Below are 16,013 nucleotides of genomic sequence, written 5' to 3'. Positions count from 1 at the left end.
AGCTCGAGACCGACCGCCGGCTGATCGGCGACCGTGTCAAGGCCTTGCGCGCGCGCCTGGAAAAGCTGCACAAGCAACGCGAAACGCAGCGCCGCGCGCGCGGCCGCAATCACACATTCTCGGTGTCCCTGGTCGGCTATACCAATGCCGGCAAGTCGACCCTGTTCAATGCCGTGACCAAGGCCGGCGTGTATGTTGCCGACCAGTTGTTCGCCACGCTCGACACCACCTCGCGCCGGGTTTACCTGGGCCAGGAAGTGGGTAACGTGGTGATCTCCGACACGGTCGGCTTCGTGCGCGAATTGCCGCATCAGCTGGTGGCCGCGTTCCGTGCCACGCTCGAAGAAACCATCCATGCCGATTTGCTGCTGCATGTCGTCGACGCCGCGTCGCCGGTACGCATGGAGCAGATCGAGCAGGTCAACCTGGTCTTGAAAGAGATCGGCGCCGATCACATTCCGCAAATCCTCGTGTGGAACAAGATCGACGCGGCCGGGCTGGAGCCTTCGGTGGAGCGCGACGAATATGCTACGATCAGTCGCGTCTTCGTCAGTGCGCAGAAGGGCAGCGGGCTCGACCTGCTGCGCGATGCGATTGTCGAGATGGCCAGGAAGGCGCCTCGTTCGGCGCACCTGTATCAGAACGACGCAGCACCGCAGGAAGATCAGTTGGACGGTCAGTACGACCAGCACGATGGCGCCGCCCCGGACCAGGACGAAGAGCCTGGCGAGGACGATAGGATTTCCACCCACTCCCAAGTCGGAACACGATAGTTATGCTTGTCTCCCTACTCAAAAAAACAGGCTTGAAGTTGTCCCTGAACGATCCCCGCTGGGGCAATCGCAAGGACGACGGCAAGAAAGCCCAAGAAGGCAAAAAGCCCGGCGAAGGTCCGCCGGACCTCGATCAGTTGTGGCGCGATTTCAATCAGCGCCTGAACGCCTTTTTCGGACAGAAGAACCGTCCCGACAACGGCGGCAATAACAGCGGTGGCGGCAGCGGCCCGCGTCCCGACATGAAAGGCGCCGGCATCACCGCCGGCGTGGTCGGCGTGATCGCCGTCTTCATCTGGCTCGCCAGCGGCGCCTTCATCGTGCAAGAGGGCCAGAGCGGCGTGGTGCTGACGTTTGGCCAAGTCACGCGCACGGCGCCGGCCGGTCTCAACTGGCGCTGGCCGTATCCGTTCCAGACCGACGAAACCGTCAACGTGTCGCAGGTGCGCACGGTGGAAGTCGGGTATCGCACGTCGCTGCGCAACAAGCAGGCCAGCGAGTCGCTGATGCTGACGGACGATGAAAACATCATCGACATCCAGTTCGCTGTGCAGTACACGCTGAAAGACCCGGTGGAATGGCTGTTCAGCTTGCGCGACCAGGAAGACACCCTGCGCCAGGTCGCCGAAACGGCGATCCGCGAAGTGGTCGGCCGCAGCAAGATGGACTTCGTGCTGTATGAAGGTCGTGAAAAAGTGGCCTTTGACACGCAGAAATTGATGCAGCAGATTCTTGATGATTACAAGGCTGGCGTGTTGATTAACAATGTGACGATGCAGGCCGTGCAGCCGCCGGAGCAGGTGCAAGCCGCCTTCGACGATGCCGTCAAGGCAGGCCAGGACCGTGAGCGCCAGAAGAATGAAGGCCAGGCGTACGCCAATGACGTCATTCCAAAAGCACGCGGCGCAGCATTCCGCCTGATGCAGGAAGCCGAGGCCTACCGGGCCATGGTGACCGAGAACTCCGAAGGTAATGCCTCGCGCTTCAAGCAGGTGCTGGTTGAATACCAGAAGGCGCCGGTCGTCACGCGCGACCGCATGTACCTGGAAACGATGCAGCAAGTGTTCAGCAGTGCCAGCAAGGTCATGGTTGACGCCAAGACGGGCAGCAATCTGCTGTATCTGCCGCTCGACAAGCTGATCGCCCAGCAGGCGGCGTCGGACGCCTCGGCCGCAACAGCGCGCGCCGCAGCGGCCGCACCCGCAGCCAATACCGTAATGCCACAGGAAGCCATGCAGACAGTAGAAGTTAACCAGCGTCGCGACAGCCGCTCTTCGCGTGAACGGGAGAGCCGCTAATGAACCGTATCGTTGCCGCCCTGATCGCGGGCTTTATCGCGATCATGCTCTTGTCCTCGACCGTGTTCGTTGTCGATCAGCGTAAATACGCCATCGTCTTCGCCCTTGGTGAAGTCAAGGACGAGATCAGCAAGCCAGGCTTGTACTTCAAGCTGCCGCCGCCGTTCCAGAACGTCATCTACCTGGACAAGCGCATCCTGACGCTCGACACGCCGGAGCCGGAACGCTTCATCACGGCCGAGAAGAAGAACATTCTCGTCGACGCGTATGTGAAGTGGCGTATCGTCAATCCGAAGACCTATTTCCGCAGCTTCGGCGGCGATGAAAGCCGCGCCCGCAACCGCATGTCGCAAATCGTCAAGGCCGCGCTGAACGATGAAATCACCAAGCGCACGGTGCGCGAAGTGATCTCGGGCGAGCGCGGCAAGGTGATGCAGGCGATCAAGGCCAAGGTGGCGGCCGAGGCCGAGGCCATCGGCGTGGGCATCGTCGACGTGCGTCTGAAACGCGTCGATTACGTCGAGCAGATCAATAACTCCGTGTACGAGCGCATGAAGTCCGAGCGCGTGCGTGTGGCCAATGAGCTGCGTTCGACCGGTTCGGCCGACTCCGAGAAGATCCGCGCCGACGCCGACAAGCAGCGCACGGTGATCCTGGCCGAAGCCTACCGCGAAGCCGAGAAGATCCGCGGCGAAGGCGATGCCAAGGCGTCGCAGGTGTATGCGGAAGCGTTTGGCCGGAATCCGGAGTTCTACAAGTTTTACCGTAGCCTGGAAGCTTACCGCGCCACGTTCAAGGACAAGGGCGACGTGATGGTGGTCGATCCGAGTTCGGAATTCTTCAAGTACTTCAAGGGTAACGGCACGGCCGCTCCATCCAAGAAGTAAGGCAGCATCGAGACTGCACCCGGCCGCAAGGACGGGTGGCAGCAGCAGCGGGGCCGGCGTCAATGCCGGCCCCGTTTTTTTTGGTGCGCCCAGGCTGTTGCGGGAAGGCGTAAAATGCGGTGTTTTTAGGGCTGTGTGGCAGCTATTCGGAGAACTTGTCCCTAAAGGCCCGTGTTTTCGCGTAAAATATCAGGTTCGGCCTATTGCCTGGCGCGCTCGCCGCTGCCTCGCATGATGCATTTTTTCAACTTTCTTCCGTATCTCGCTCCCTCATGCCGAATTGGCTTTTGCCCGAAAATATTGCCGATGTTCTGCCGTCGGAAGCGCGCAAGATCGAAGAGCTGCGCCGCCTCATGCTGGATAATTTCCGTCTGTACGGATATGAACTGGTGATGCCGCCGCTGCTCGAGTATCTGGAATCGCTGATGACCGGCGCTGGCAAGGATACCGACCTGCGCACCTTTAAACTGGTCGACCAGCTGTCGGGCCGCATGCTCGGCCTGCGCGCCGACATGACGACGCAAGTGGCGCGCATCGACGCGCACCTGCTGAACCGTGCCACCGTGACCCGCCTGTGCTACGCCGGCAGCGTGCTGCATACCCGTCCGTCGGGTCTGCACGCCACCCGCGAACCGCTGCAGATCGGCGCCGAAATCTATGGCCACGCCGGCCTGGAAGCGGATGCCGAGATCCAGGAACTGGCGCTCGCTTCGCTGGCACTGGCCGGTTTCGACTCTGTCCGCCTGGATTTGTCGCACGTCGGCCTGTTGCGCGCTATCATTGCGCAAGACGCCGCTGCCGTGCGCGACGAGGCAGCGCTGTACACCTTGCTGCGCGCGAAAGATGCGCCGGGCCTGCGTGCGCTGACCGCCGCCTACGATCCCGTCACGCGCGATGCGCTGCTGGCCTTGCCGAACCTGTACGGCGATATCGACGTGCTGGCGCGTGCGCGCGCAGTGCTGCCGCCGCTGCCGGGCGTGCTCAAGGCGCTGGCCGAACTGGCCGCGCTGGCAGGATCTGCGCTGGGTCGCGCCGAAGTGGCGATCGACCTGGCCGACCTGCGCGGCTACCAATATGAAAGTGGCGCGATGTTTGCGCTGTATGTACCTGGCTTGCCGAACGCGGTTGCGCGCGGCGGCCGTTATGACCACGTCGGCGAAGCGTTCGGCCGGGCACGTCCCGCGACCGGCTTCTCGCTCGATTTGCGCGAACTGGCGCGCCTGTTGCCGACCGCGGAACGGAAGCATTCGATCCGCGCGCCGTGGGGCAGCGCGCCAGAATTGAAGGAAAAAATCGCCGAGTTGCGCAAGGCGGGCGAGGTCGTGATCCAGAGTATGCCGGGTCACAGTAATGAACAAGACGAGTTCGAGTGCGATCGCGTGCTGGTACTTGCCGATAATGGTAGTAGCTGGATTCTTAAAAACTTAGGTTGAGTGATGTCAAAGAAAATTATGGCAAAGAACGTCGTTGTCATCGGCACCCAATGGGGCGATGAGGGTAAAGGCAAGATCGTCGATTGGTTGACCGATCACGCCCAGGGTGTGGTGCGCTTCCAGGGCGGCCACAATGCAGGCCACACGCTGGTCATCGGCGGCGTCAAAACCGCGCTGCAGCTGATCCCGTCGGGCATCATGCGTCCAGGCGTCGCCTGCTACATCGGTAACGGCGTGGTCGTTTCCGTGCCGGACGTGCTGCGCGAAATCGACAAGCTCGAAGCGGTCGGTGTCGAAGTCGCCTCGCGCCTGAAGGTGTCGGACGCGGCGCCCGTGATCCTGCCTTACCACACCGCGATCGACCTGGCGCGCGAAGTCAAGCGTGGCGATGCGAAGATCGGTACCACCGGCAAGGGCATCGGTCCGGCCTACGAAGACAAAGTGGCGCGCCGCGCGATCCGTATAGCCGACTTGCTGAACGAGAAGCGCTTTGCCGAAAAGCTGGCCGAAAACCTCGATTACCACAACTTCGTGCTGGAAAACTACCTGAAGGCGCCGAAAGTCGACTATCAGAAGACCCTCGACGACGCGCTGGCCTATGTGCCGCGTCTGCGTCCGATGGTCACCGACGTGTCGAGCGCGTTGTACAAGGCGCACAAGGCCGGCGCGAACCTGCTGTTCGAAGGCGCGCAGGGTTCCCTGCTCGACGTCGACCACGGCACCTACCCGTTCGTCACCTCGTCGAACTGCGTGGCCGGCAATGCCGCCGCCGGTTCGGGCGTCGGTCCTGGCATGCTGCACTACATCATGGGCATCACCAAGGCTTACACGACGCGCGTCGGTTCCGGCCCGTTCCCTTCGGAACTGCCAACGGATGCGGGCGTCGGCCACCACCTGGCGCAAGTCGGCCATGAATTCGGCACCGTGACGGGCCGTGCCCGCCGCTGCGGCTGGTTCGACGCCGCCTTGCTGCGCCGCTCCGTGCAGATCAACGGCGTGACGGGCATGTGCCTGACCAAGCTGGACGTACTGGACGGTATCGAAACGCTGAAACTGTGCACCGGCTACACCATTGACGGCGTGGCCACGGACATCTTCCCATCGGGCGCTGAAGAAGCCGCACGTTGCGTGCCGGTGTACGAAGAAATGCCAGGCTGGACGGAAAGCACGGTCGGCGCGAAATCGCTGGCGGCCTTGCCGGCGACGGCGCGCGCTTACATCAAGCGCATCGAAGAACTGGTCGGCGTACCGGTGGACATGGTTTCGACCGGTCCTGATCGTGAAGAAACGATCGTGCTGCGCCACCCATTCGAGTAAGCTGCTGGACACAATCCGCCGCAAGGCGGATTTTTTTAATCACGCTAATAATAAGATTTCACTATCATGACTACCCCACAATCGAACGATCAACATCTCTGGGTCAACTGGGAAGAATACCACCGCCTGATCGAGCGCCTGGCGCTCAAGGTCTACGAATCGGGCTGGAAATTTGACCAGGTACTGTGCCTGGCGCGCGGCGGCGTGCGTCCCGGCGACGTGTTCTCGCGCATCTTTGATTTGCCATTGGCCATCCTGTCGACCAGCTCTTACCGCGAAGACGCGGGCACCGTGCGCGGCGACCTCGATATCGCCAAGTACATGACCATGACCAAGGGCCCGCTGGCCGGCCGCATCCTGCTGGTCGACGATCTGGCCGATTCCGGCGTCACGCTGGACAAGGTCACGCGTCACCTGAAGGAAAACTTCCCTGACGTGACCGAAGTCAAATCGGCCGTGATCTGGCTCAAGGGCTGCTCCGTCGTGCGTCCTGACTACTTCCTCGACGAACTGCCGCACAATCCGTGGATCCATCAGCCGTTCGAAGACTACGACGGCCTGCGCCCGCACCAGCTGGCGGCGTGGATCAAGAAGGGCGAAGCAGGCAAGTAACTGCGTGCGCGCTTGCAAAAAAAAGACGATCGTGTATCGTCTTTTTTTTCGTCCAAGGAAATGCCATGACCATACTGACAACGGCGCGCCTGCGCCTGGAGCCGATCACGGAAGACCACTACGAGCGCATGCGCACGCTCAACACCGATCCCGAGGTGATGACCTATCTGAACGCGGGCCAGCCCGAGTCGGAAGAGGTGACGCGCGCGGCCATCACGCGCACCATGGGCCGCTGGGCCGAGTGGGGCTATTCGTGGTGGGCGATGATCCGCCTCGACGACGGCGCGCTGGTGGGCATGGCGTGCCTGCAGCACCTCTCCGGCGACAGGGCCAATCCCCTTGAAATTGGCTGGCGCCTGGCGCGGACCAGCTGGGGCCAGGGCTATGCCAGCGAGGCGGCGGCCGCCATCGTCGCGCATGCCTTCGACGTCGTCGGCGCGCCCGAAGTGGTGGCCGTGGCGCACCCGGACAATGCCGCCTCGATCAAGGTCATGACGCGCCTGGGCATGCAATACGTGGGCATGGAACGCCATTACGACCTCGACAGCGTCGTGTACCGCCTGGCGCGCCCATGACGGCAGCGCGCAAGCCCCTGAAGCTGGGCTGCAGCTACGGCGTGCGCTTTTCACCCGATGGCACGCGCCTGGCCGTGCTGGGCCGCGACCTGGTCCTGTGGGACGTGGCGGCAAGGCAGAAGCTGTGGCGTGGCAAATTCATCGCGCACATGTCGGGCATGGCCTTCTCGCCCGATGGCGGCCGGCTGGCCATCAAGAGCACGACGGGCCAGCTGGCCGTGGTGGATGCGCAGGCGGGCCAGTTGCTGCTGAACTTCCAGAATAAAAAGGATGGCGAAGGCTGCGGCCCCGCATGGTCGCCGTGCGGCCGGTATCTGGCCGACGGCGGCTGGGATGGTCGTTTGCGGATGCGCGACGCGCAGACGGGCGAGGTGCTCTTCACGCAGGAGCACCCTGGCGAGATGCTGCGCGGTGTCTGCGCCATCGATGGCGGGCGGCGTTTGCTGCTCCAGCACGGCGTCAAATCGGTGGACGAGGGGCTGCTGCAGCCGCCCGACTACTGCAGTGTGTGGGACTGGCCCTTGCAGGCGGGAGGCGGGACGGTGGTGCTGTCGCTGCCGGGCATGATGGCGTGTGCGCCGTCGCCAGATGGGGAATCTCTGGCCGTGCTGCACCACGCCGGCGGCGCGCAGTATCTGTCCATGTACGCGCTGGCCGACGGCAGTTGTCTGGCCAAGGTGCCCGTGGAGGCGGGCGGCGGCACGGGCAACGGCTTGCGCTGGCTGCCCGACGGCAGCGCGCTGGGACGCATCGGCAAGGGCAAGCTGCTGTTTTACGGTTGGCCGGGGTTAAACGTCCTGGCGCAGGAAGATTTTATTTATCCCTGCGCGCTCGATTTTTTGCCTGGCTCGCCATTGTCCGCCATCGGCTCCTGGGAATCTGGCATGCTGATGGAGTTGAACGTTCACAAGGAAACCGCATGATCACCTGTTATTTGCGCTACATCATCGACCCGTACAAACTGACGGAATTCGAGGCCTACGGCAAGCTGTGGATACCGCTGGTCGAACGCTTCGGCGGCCAGCACCACGGCTACTTTTTGCCGTCGGAAGGCGCCAGCAACGTCGCGCTGGCCATGTTTTCATTCCCCAGCCTGGCCCTGTACGAGCAGTACCGCAGCGACTCCATGCAGGACGCCGAGTGCCAGGCGGCCTTCCTCTACGCCGAAGAAACGCGCTGCATCGTCAGCTATGAGCGCAGTTTTTTCCGGCCCGTGTTTGGCTGAAACGGCGTCGTGCCCGCTATCGACCGCGATTAAAACCGGATGGGACAAGGCGCCGCGGTCCCTTCGCCAAAACCGGCGTAGCCGGATCGCGCGCTGAGGTTCAGCGTCATGTTGCCTTTGTCCGGCAAATAGATGCAGTATTCACCGGTCGCCGTGATGACGCGGTAGATGCGCTTGGGATCGTTTGGTGCGCTCCACAGTTCGATACGCGCCGCTTCGAACCACTTCGGCTTGACCGCCGCATGCGCTTCCGCAAAGCCTTTCGCCAGGCGCGTGTGCGCCGTCTCGGGCGGCGCCACGAACTCCTGCGGATGCTCGCTGCGCAACTGGCGGTCGATGGCGCCGACTGCCTGCAGCGCCTGTTGCGCCAGAGGGAGGGGGGCGGTCTTGGGTGCGGCAGGCACCGGTTCTGCCGGCAGGGCATCGTCTTGCGGCGGGTCCTGCAGCGGTGCCGTCGCCTCCTTCGGTGGCGACACGCTTGCCACGCTCGATGGAACGGCTGGCGGACGTGCCGGCGCCGGATCGGGCTCGGCGGGTGGAATGAACCCTCTTGTTGGCGGCAGTGTCGGCATCAGCTGCAGCCAGACCCGGTCATCGTGCTCGATTCTGGTGTGGACTGGCCGCGTGGCCGCCCAGAACAGCGCCAGGTGCAGCAGGATAATCGCGGCGATGTACCGGCCATGGGCACGCTGGCCGACAGAAAAATCATGCTCCGGTGGTGCAAGGTCGATGCGCATCAGTGTCACGCTTACGGTGATGAAGGTGGCATTAGTATGCAAATTTGCAACAGCGCTGTAAACAGGTTTCGGGCAGAACGCGGATTGTGCTCCTTTGGGTACTGAAAAATGCGCCTGCGCGAGGATCTTGTCACGCCGTCATGTCAGGTCGCCACGCCTCAGTCCTCGGCCTGGAATTCGCTGGCCGAGACGAACAGATCCCACGAAGCGATGAACAGGGCCGCCACCACGGGGCCGATGACGAAGCCGTTCAGGCCAAACAGGGCCATGCCGCCAACGGTCGACAGCAGCACCACGTAGTCGGGCATCTTGGTGTCCTTGCCCACCAGGATGGGGCGCAGCACGTTGTCGACCAGGCCGATGACGAAGACGCCGAAGGCGGCCAGGCCTGCGCCTTGCCAGATGGCGCCTGTGGCCAGGAAGTAGACGGCCACGGGGGCCCAGACGAGGGCGGCGCCGACGGCCGGCAGCAGCGACAGGAAGGCCATCAGCACGGCCCACAGCAGCGGGGCCGGCACGTCGAGGAACCAGAACGCCAGGCCGCCGAGGGCGCCCTGGGCGATCGCCACGAGAATGTTGCCTTTCACCGTGGCGCGGATCACCGTGGTGAAATTGGTGAACAGGCGCTGCTTGTACTTGCGGCTCAGCGGCACGGCGTTCTTGATGCGGGCCGACAGCGTGGAGCCATCGCGCATGAGGAAAAACAGCAGGTACAGCATGATGCACAGGCTGGTGAGGAATTCGAAGGTGTACAGGCCCACATTGATGGCTTTCACCGCCACCACCTGGCTCACCTGCGTGGCGCCCTCGGCCAGTTTGTCCTGCAGGCTGGCCAGGCTGGTCAGGTTGAAGCGCTCGAGCAAATTGATCAGCCATTGCGGCAGCACGGCCATGATTTTATTGAAGAACATGGCGACCGTGATTTCACCCGAACGTACCATCTCCACGACGCTGGCCGCCTGGTTTACCAGCGACACGGAAATGAGCGACAGCGGCAGGATCACGATGACGACGATGAGCAGCAAGGTCAGCAGCGACGCCAGGCCGGCGCGGCCCCTGGTTTTCCGCAGCAGCCAGCGGTACACGGGCGCGAACAGGATCGCCAGGACGACACCCCAGAAGATGGCGCCCGCATATGGCGCCAGTATCGTGCCGAAGCCGATGGTGACGATGCTCAAGAGGAGCAAGAACACTTTCTGGTGCAGCGTGAGGGTAGGCATGGGCGGTAGCGCAATGAGCAAGGTTGAGTTGCCCCATCATAAGCGAGGCGTGCTGCGGCGCGCCATACAATTGTGGCCTTGGTAGTTTGTGTGCGAGCGCACCCGGCGCCGGCGGGCCGGCAACGCGGTGGCGGCAATTCCAGTAAGCTGTCGTTTCAGGCGCTCCATCCCGGGCGCCGTTGATTTCCTTTGACTTCAGGAACGCGCGTGCTTGACCCTATTCACTTTTATGAACCTGCGCAGGGCCATGGCCTGCCGCACGATCCCTTCAATGCCATCGTGGGGCCTCGTCCGATCGGCTGGATCGCCACGCGCAGCAGCGCAGGCGTGCTCAATCTGGCACCGTACAGTTTTTTCAATGCGTTCAATTACACGCCGCCGCTGATCGGTTTTTCCAGCATCGGCCGCAAGGATACCTTGCGCAATATCGAGCAGACGGGCGAATTCGTGTGGAACCTGGCGACGCGTCCGCTGGCCGCGGCGATGAATGCCAGCTGCGCGCCGGCGCCGCCCGAGGTCGACGAATTTGCGCTGGCCGGCCTGACGCCGGCCGCCTCGCGCATCGTCAAGGTGCCCCGCGTGGCCGAAAGTCCCGTGTCCTTCGAATGCCGGCGCACGCAGATCATCGAGCTGCAAGGATTGAATGGGGAGGGTGTCGGCAGCTGGCTGGTGCTGGGGGAAGTGGTGGGCGTGCACATCGCGCGCCACCTGTTGACCGATGGCGTGTACGACACGGCCGCCGCCGCGCCGATATTACGCGGCGGTGGTCCGGCCGATTATTTCGAGATCGGACCGGACAGCCTGTTTCACATGCGACGGCCAGTCTGGCCATAGGCGACTGTCGCCAGCTGCGAGCGGCGATAGTCGAGCGGCGTGCTGCCTACCAGTTCCGTAAAACTGCGGCTGAAATGGGCCTGGTCAAAAAAGCCCAGTGCATGCGCCAGGCTGGCCAGGTCGGGCGCATCGGGCTGTGCCAGGCGCCAGATCGCCTCTTGCAGGCGGTAGCGTTGGATCACCCATTTCGGCGGCACGCCCACGTAGTTGGCGAACAGGCGCTGCAGCCGGCGTTCGCCAATGGCCATGGTTTCGCACAGCTGCGCCACGCTCGCCGGACCGTTGTGGGCCGCCGCCGCCGCGGTCAGCCTGGCGGCCAGCAGGGCGGCGTCATCGACCTGCGGCAGTCTTGCCAGCAGCAGTGCCTGTGCCTGCGCCACCATGGCCAGATCGTCGGACTCGCCTAATATCCGCGCCTCGGCCTGTGCTGCCGGCATGCCCAGCAGCGCATCAGCGGCGATGGTCGTGTCGGTGAAGGTCGACAGTGGCTGCGTGATGAACGGGCGCAGGCCGCCTGGCGCGAAACGCACGCCCAATACTTTGCCGGCACCGGTCAACGGCCTGTCAAAGGCGCCGCGCACCACGCCATGGATGGCGCTGCGCCCAAGGTCGAATACCAGGTGGGCATTCGGGTAGGGCAGCACGCGCTGCGTCTCCGGTGCGCGGCCCCGCCGGTCCCATTCGACCACCCAGAAGTAGTCGACAAACGGCGCCAGCGCGGCAGCCGGTGGATAGGTTGCCAGGCGTATGCGGCGTGCCGCCGCCTGCGGGTCGACGATGCCTTTTGGCGCCTGGCCGGCGAGCAGATTCATCGTGCTGTCGGTTTTATCCAATATTTGTCTCCTGCGCGGCCTTAAGCTGGCCCTCTCGCATTGATCGGAATGGGAATCATGAAATCACACAGTTTGTCGGGCCTGATGCTGGCCGCATGTTGTCTATCGGTGGCGCCAGCCGGCGCCGCCTCGTCTGCAGAGGGAGATCATCGCATGCACGCGCACGCTACGGGAAGTTTTAGCATCAGCATGACGCCGGCCACGGCGTCGCAGCGCGCGGGGCGCACGACCTTGGGAAGGGTGCTGCTTGAGAAGGTGTATGCGGGCGACCTGGTCGCCACGGCCAAGGGCGAAATGCTCAATGCCGTGACGGACACCCAAGGCGCGGCCGGCTATGTCGCCATGGAAGCCATCACGGGCATCCTGCAAGGCAGGCAAGGCAGCTTCGTCGCCCAGCATGCGGGCACCATGGCCGACGGCAGGCAGCAGCTGAGCATCGTCATCGTGCCGCATTCCGGCACGGGGCAACTGGCGGGCATCAGCGGCACGCTGGCCATCCGCATTGAAAACGGCCAGCATTTCTATGACATCGATTACTCGCTGCCGGAGTAGGGCAAACCCATGGGCAGCAATCCTGTACTCGCTGGTACGGTCAAGCCACAGTTCAGGACTTCGTGCCGAGCGGCTTTCAAGTAGGTCGGATTAGCGGCAAGGCCGCGTAATCCGACACCACCACCAGCGCCAACAATGTTGTCGGATTACGGCCCGCAGGGCCTGATCCGACCTACGCATGGCGTGGTATTCATTTGCCCAGCATCGACGCCACATTGTCCGTACCCGGCGCGCCGAACAGCTGCTGCTTGAGGATGTGCAGCTGGTCGCGCACTTGCGCCGCCTTTTCGAACTCCAGGTTTTTTGCGTGGTCGAGCATGAGTTTTTCCAGACGCTTGATTTCCTTGCTGACCTGCTTTTCGCTCATGGCTTCGAACTTCGCCGCTTCTTGCGCCACTTGCAATGTTTCGCGCGCTTCCTGCGGGCTGTAGACACCGTCGATCATTTCGCGGATCGATTTTTTCACGCCGATCGGGATGATGTTGTTGGCCGTATTGAAGGCGATCTGCTTGGCGCGGCGGCGTTCCGTCTCGTCGATGGCACGGCGCATGGAATCCGTGATGCGGTCGCCGTACAAAATCGCCGTGCCGTTCAGGTTACGCGCGGCGCGGCCGATGGTCTGGATCAGGCTGCGCTCGGAGCGCAAGAAGCCTTCCTTGTCCGCGTCGAGGATGGCGACCAAGGACACTTCCGGCAAGTCCAGGCCCTCGCGCAGCAGGTTGATCCCCACCAGCACGTCGAAGGTGCCCAGGCGCAGGTCGCGCAGGATTTCCACGCGCTCCACCGTCTCGATATCGCTGTGCAGGTAGCGTACCTTGATGCCGTGGTCGCCCAGGTATTCCGTCAATTGCTCCGACATGCGCTTGGTGAGCGTGGTCACCAGCACGCGCTCGTCCTTCTTGATGCGCTCGACGATTTCCGACATCAGGTCGTCCACCTGCGTGCTGGCGGGGCGCACGATGATCTGCGGGTCGACCAGGCCTGTGGGGCGGACCACCTGTTCGACCACCTGGTCGGAATGGTTTTTTTCGTAGTCGCCCGGGGTGGCCGAGACGAACACCGTCTGGCGCATCTTCTGTTCGAATTCCTCGAATTTCAAGGGCCGGTTGTCCAGCGCCGACGGCAGGCGGAAGCCGTAGTCGACCAGGTTCGTTTTGCGCGAGCGGTCGCCGTTGTACATGGCGCTCAGCTGGCCCGTCAGCACGTGCGACTCGTCGAGGAACATCAGCGCGTCGGCCGGCAGATAGTCGACCAGCGTCGGCGGCGGTTCGCCCGGCAGCGCGCCGGACAGGTGACGCGAGTAGTTCTCGATGCCCTTGGTAAAACCGATTTCGGCCATCATTTCCAGGTCGAAGCGCGTGCGCTGTTCCAGTCGCTGTTCCTCGATCAGCTTATTCTCCTTGCGGAAGAACTCGAGGCGCTCGCGCAGCTCGTCCTTGATGGTTTCCACGGCGCGCAGCACGGTGGAGCGCGGCGTCACATAGTGCGAACCCGGGTACACGGTGAAGCGGGGGATTTTTTGCCGCACGCGGCCCGTCAGCGGGTCGAACAGCTGGATCGACTCGATCTCGTCGTCGAACATTTCCAGGCGCACGGCCAGTTCCGCATGCTCGGCGGGGAAGATGTCGATGGTATCGCCGCGCACGCGGAAGGTGCCGCGGCCGAAGTCGACCTCGTTGCGCGTGTACTGCATCTGGATCAGGCGCGCGATGACGTCGCGCTGGCTGACCCTGTCTTTTACGCGCAACGTCAGAATCATCTGGTGGTATTCGTTGGGGTTACCGATACCGTAGATGGCCGAGACGGTGGCGACGATGATGACGTCGCGCCGCTCCATCAGCGACTTGGTGCACGACAGGCGCATCTGTTCAATATGCTCGTTGATCGACGAGTCCTTTTCGATGAACAGGTCGCGCTGCGGCACGTAGGCTTCGGGCTGGTAGTAATCGTAGTAACTGACGAAGTATTCGACCGCATTTTGCGGGAAAAAGTCGCGGAACTCGCTGTACAGCTGCGCCGCCAGCGTCTTGTTCGGCGCGAAGACGATGGCGGGCCGGCCCATGCGCGCGATGACGTTGGCCATGGTGTAGGTCTTGCCGGAACCGGTCACGCCCAGCAGGGTCTGGAAGGCCAGGCCATCGGCAATGCCTTCGGATAACTGGGCGATCGCCGCCGGCTGATCGCCGGCCGGAGAGAAGGGCTGGTGCAGTTTAAAAGGGGAGTCCGGGAAAGAGATAATTGCGCTTTCCGCCTCGCTGGCGGTAGATAATTCGGGCATGTGAATCAGACCTTTGTTAGAATAGTGCTCTGCTGGCGGCCCTGGCGTTGTATTCGGGGCGCTGTCTACAACTCCGCTGTGAACCTGCTTCCAATCGAATCCAATCTTATCATGACGAACCCAACTGTTTCTGCCAGTCTGTTTAGCGCCATCGAGATGGCCCCACGCGACCCGATCCTGGGCATCACCGAAGCATTTAACGCGGACCAGAATCCCGCCAAAATCAATCTGGGCGTTGGCGTCTATTATGACGACAACGGTAAAGTGCCTCTGTTAGCTTGCGTACGCAAGGCGGAAGCCATCCTGATCGAGCAGGCCTCGCCACGTACCTATCTGCCGATCGAAGGCCTGGCTGCCTACGACAAGGCGGTGCAAGAACTCGTATTTGGCGCCGATAGCGCCGTTATTCAAGAGCGCCGTGCCGTGACCGTGCAAGCCATCGGCGGCACGGGCGCACTGAAGATCGGTGCCGACTTCCTGCAGCGCTTCGCGCCGGGTGCGCAAGTCTACATCAGCGACCCGAGTTGGGAAAACCACCGCGCGCTGTTCGAAAGCGCCGGTTTCGTCGTGAATAACTACACGTACTACGATGCAGCCACCCATGGCGTGAACTTCGACGGCATGCTGGCCAGCCTGAACGCCATGCCAGCCGGCTCCATCGTCGTGCTGCACGCCTGCTGCCACAACCCGACCGGCGCCGACCTGAGCGTGGCCCAGTGGGATCAGATCATCAGCGTGGTCACGTCGCGCGGCCTGGTGCCGTTCCTGGACATGGCCTATCAAGGTTTCGCCAACGGCATCGCCGAAGACGGCGCCGTGGTGCGCCGCTTTGCCGACGCGGGCGGCCCGCTGCTGGTGTCGAACTCGTTCTCGAAATCGTTCTCGCTGTACGGTGAGCGCGTGGGCGCCCTGAGCGTCGTCGCCGCCAGCGCCGATGAGGCGGCCCGTTTGCTGTCGCAATTGAAACGCGTCGTGCGCACCAACTACTCGAACCCGCCAGTACACGGCGGCAAGGTGGTCGCCACCGTCCTGGCCACGCCGGAACTGCGCCAGCTGTGGGAAGAGGAACTGGCCGGCATGCGCGTGCGCATCCGTGAAATGCGCAATGCCTTCGTGGAAAAACTGAAGGTCAAGGCGCCGGGCCACGACTTTGAATTCGTGCGCCAGCAAATCGGCATGTTCTCGTACTCGGGTCTCACCAAGGAGCAGGTGGCGACCCTGCGCGAGCAATCGATCTACGCCGTCGACACGGGCCGTATCTGCGTGGCAGCGTTGAATTCGCGCAATATCGACATCGTCATTGACGCGATCGCCAAAGTGCTTTAAGATCTTGCTTCTTCGGCGCTGCATGCAAGTGTGGCGCTGATGGCAGTGGAAAGTCGGCGATGGCCGTGTTTGTCGAGATGCAGTATGAGTCTTGCAAATACGAAACAACCGAC

16 protein-coding genes are annotated in these 16,013 nt (G+C 62.7%); 12 read left to right on the top strand and 4 right to left on the bottom strand.

The window, feature by feature from the left end:
- The 9 genes from hflX to K0F86_RS06695 all read left to right on the top strand — a co-directional run.
- The coding region (gene hflX, locus K0F86_RS27400) for a GTPase HflX (protein WP_257572017.1) at positions 1–773 on the top strand (773 nt) is incomplete at its 5' end.
- A gap of 2 nt (positions 774–775) precedes the next feature.
- The gene (hflK, locus tag K0F86_RS06730) at positions 776–2,071 is read left to right on the top strand and encodes an FtsH protease activity modulator HflK (RefSeq protein ID WP_219133697.1); all 1,296 of its coding nucleotides are present in this window, start codon (positions 776–778) and stop codon (positions 2,069–2,071) included.
- Positions 2,071–2,958 carry a protease modulator HflC gene (gene hflC / locus K0F86_RS06725; RefSeq protein WP_046685707.1) on the top strand — a complete coding sequence of 296 codons (888 nt, stop codon included), beginning with the start codon at positions 2,071–2,073 and terminating at the stop codon, positions 2,956–2,958. The genes hflK and hflC overlap by 1 nt, the downstream gene beginning before the upstream one ends.
- Positions 2,959–3,230: 272 nt before the next feature.
- Positions 3,231–4,391 (top strand): ATP phosphoribosyltransferase regulatory subunit, encoded by a 1,161-nt coding sequence (locus K0F86_RS06720; protein WP_219133695.1) that lies wholly within the window; start codon positions 3,231–3,233, stop codon positions 4,389–4,391.
- Between the two features lie 3 nt (positions 4,392–4,394).
- Positions 4,395–5,708, top strand: a complete 1,314-nt coding sequence (locus K0F86_RS06715; protein WP_096236844.1) for an adenylosuccinate synthase — start codon at positions 4,395–4,397, stop codon at positions 5,706–5,708.
- Between the two features lie 66 nt (positions 5,709–5,774).
- On the top strand, positions 5,775–6,320 hold the full coding sequence (locus K0F86_RS06710) for a phosphoribosyltransferase (protein ID WP_034752020.1): 546 nt from the start codon (positions 5,775–5,777) through the stop codon (positions 6,318–6,320).
- Positions 6,321–6,385: 65 nt separating this feature from the next.
- On the top strand, positions 6,386–6,895 hold the full coding sequence (locus K0F86_RS06705; RefSeq protein WP_219133694.1) for a GNAT family N-acetyltransferase: 510 nt from the start codon (positions 6,386–6,388) through the stop codon (positions 6,893–6,895).
- Positions 6,892–7,818, top strand: a complete 927-nt coding sequence (locus K0F86_RS06700; protein WP_219133692.1) for a WD40 repeat domain-containing protein — start codon at positions 6,892–6,894, stop codon at positions 7,816–7,818. The genes K0F86_RS06705 and K0F86_RS06700 overlap by 4 nt, the downstream gene beginning before the upstream one ends.
- Positions 7,815–8,120: an NIPSNAP family protein gene (locus K0F86_RS06695; RefSeq protein ID WP_219133690.1), complete on the top strand. Its 306-nt coding sequence runs from the start codon at positions 7,815–7,817 to the stop codon at positions 8,118–8,120. Before K0F86_RS06700 ends, K0F86_RS06695 begins: the two co-directional genes overlap by 4 nt.
- A 29-nt stretch (positions 8,121–8,149) precedes the next feature.
- Here the strand turns inward: K0F86_RS06695 and K0F86_RS06690 are convergent, their stop codons facing one another.
- Positions 8,150–8,857: a hypothetical protein gene (locus K0F86_RS06690; RefSeq protein ID WP_219133689.1), complete on the bottom strand. Its 708-nt coding sequence runs from the start codon at positions 8,855–8,857 to the stop codon at positions 8,150–8,152.
- Positions 8,858–9,015: 158 nt separating this feature from the next.
- The gene (locus K0F86_RS06685) at positions 9,016–10,077 is read right to left on the bottom strand and encodes an AI-2E family transporter (protein ID WP_219133688.1); all 1,062 of its coding nucleotides are present in this window, start codon (positions 10,075–10,077) and stop codon (positions 9,016–9,018) included.
- Between the two features lie 207 nt (positions 10,078–10,284).
- Between K0F86_RS06685 and K0F86_RS06680 the strand changes: the two genes are divergently transcribed.
- Positions 10,285–10,911 carry a flavin reductase family protein gene (locus tag K0F86_RS06680; protein ID WP_219133686.1) on the top strand — a complete coding sequence of 209 codons (627 nt, stop codon included), beginning with the start codon at positions 10,285–10,287 and terminating at the stop codon, positions 10,909–10,911.
- On the opposite strand, the gene K0F86_RS06675 is transcribed toward K0F86_RS06680, so the two are convergent.
- The gene (locus tag K0F86_RS06675) at positions 10,884–11,744 is read right to left on the bottom strand and encodes a helix-turn-helix domain-containing protein (protein ID WP_257572016.1); all 861 of its coding nucleotides are present in this window, start codon (positions 11,742–11,744) and stop codon (positions 10,884–10,886) included. The genes K0F86_RS06680 and K0F86_RS06675 overlap by 28 nt on opposite strands.
- A gap of 57 nt (positions 11,745–11,801) precedes the next feature.
- Between K0F86_RS06675 and K0F86_RS06670 the strand changes: the two genes are divergently transcribed.
- Complete coding sequence (locus tag K0F86_RS06670; protein ID WP_257572015.1) at positions 11,802–12,296, top strand: DUF3224 domain-containing protein; 495 nt, start codon at positions 11,802–11,804, stop codon at positions 12,294–12,296.
- 190 nt (positions 12,297–12,486) lie between these two features.
- Here the strand turns inward: K0F86_RS06670 and uvrB are convergent, their stop codons facing one another.
- Positions 12,487–14,574 (bottom strand): excinuclease ABC subunit UvrB, encoded by a 2,088-nt coding sequence (gene uvrB / locus K0F86_RS06665; protein WP_257572014.1) that lies wholly within the window; start codon positions 14,572–14,574, stop codon positions 12,487–12,489.
- A gap of 111 nt (positions 14,575–14,685) precedes the next feature.
- On the opposite strand from uvrB, the gene K0F86_RS06660 reads away from it, so the two are divergent.
- A complete protein-coding gene (locus K0F86_RS06660; RefSeq protein WP_219133685.1) occupies positions 14,686–15,900 on the top strand; it encodes an amino acid aminotransferase in 1,215 nt (404 codons plus the stop codon).
- The last annotated feature ends 113 nt before the right edge of the window (positions 15,901–16,013 follow it).

The organism is Janthinobacterium sp. UMAB-60, from assembly GCF_900095235.1.
Classification (GTDB): Bacteria; Pseudomonadota; Gammaproteobacteria; order Burkholderiales; family Burkholderiaceae_D; genus Janthinobacterium.
This window is presented reverse-complemented; position numbering and strand designations above follow the sequence as displayed.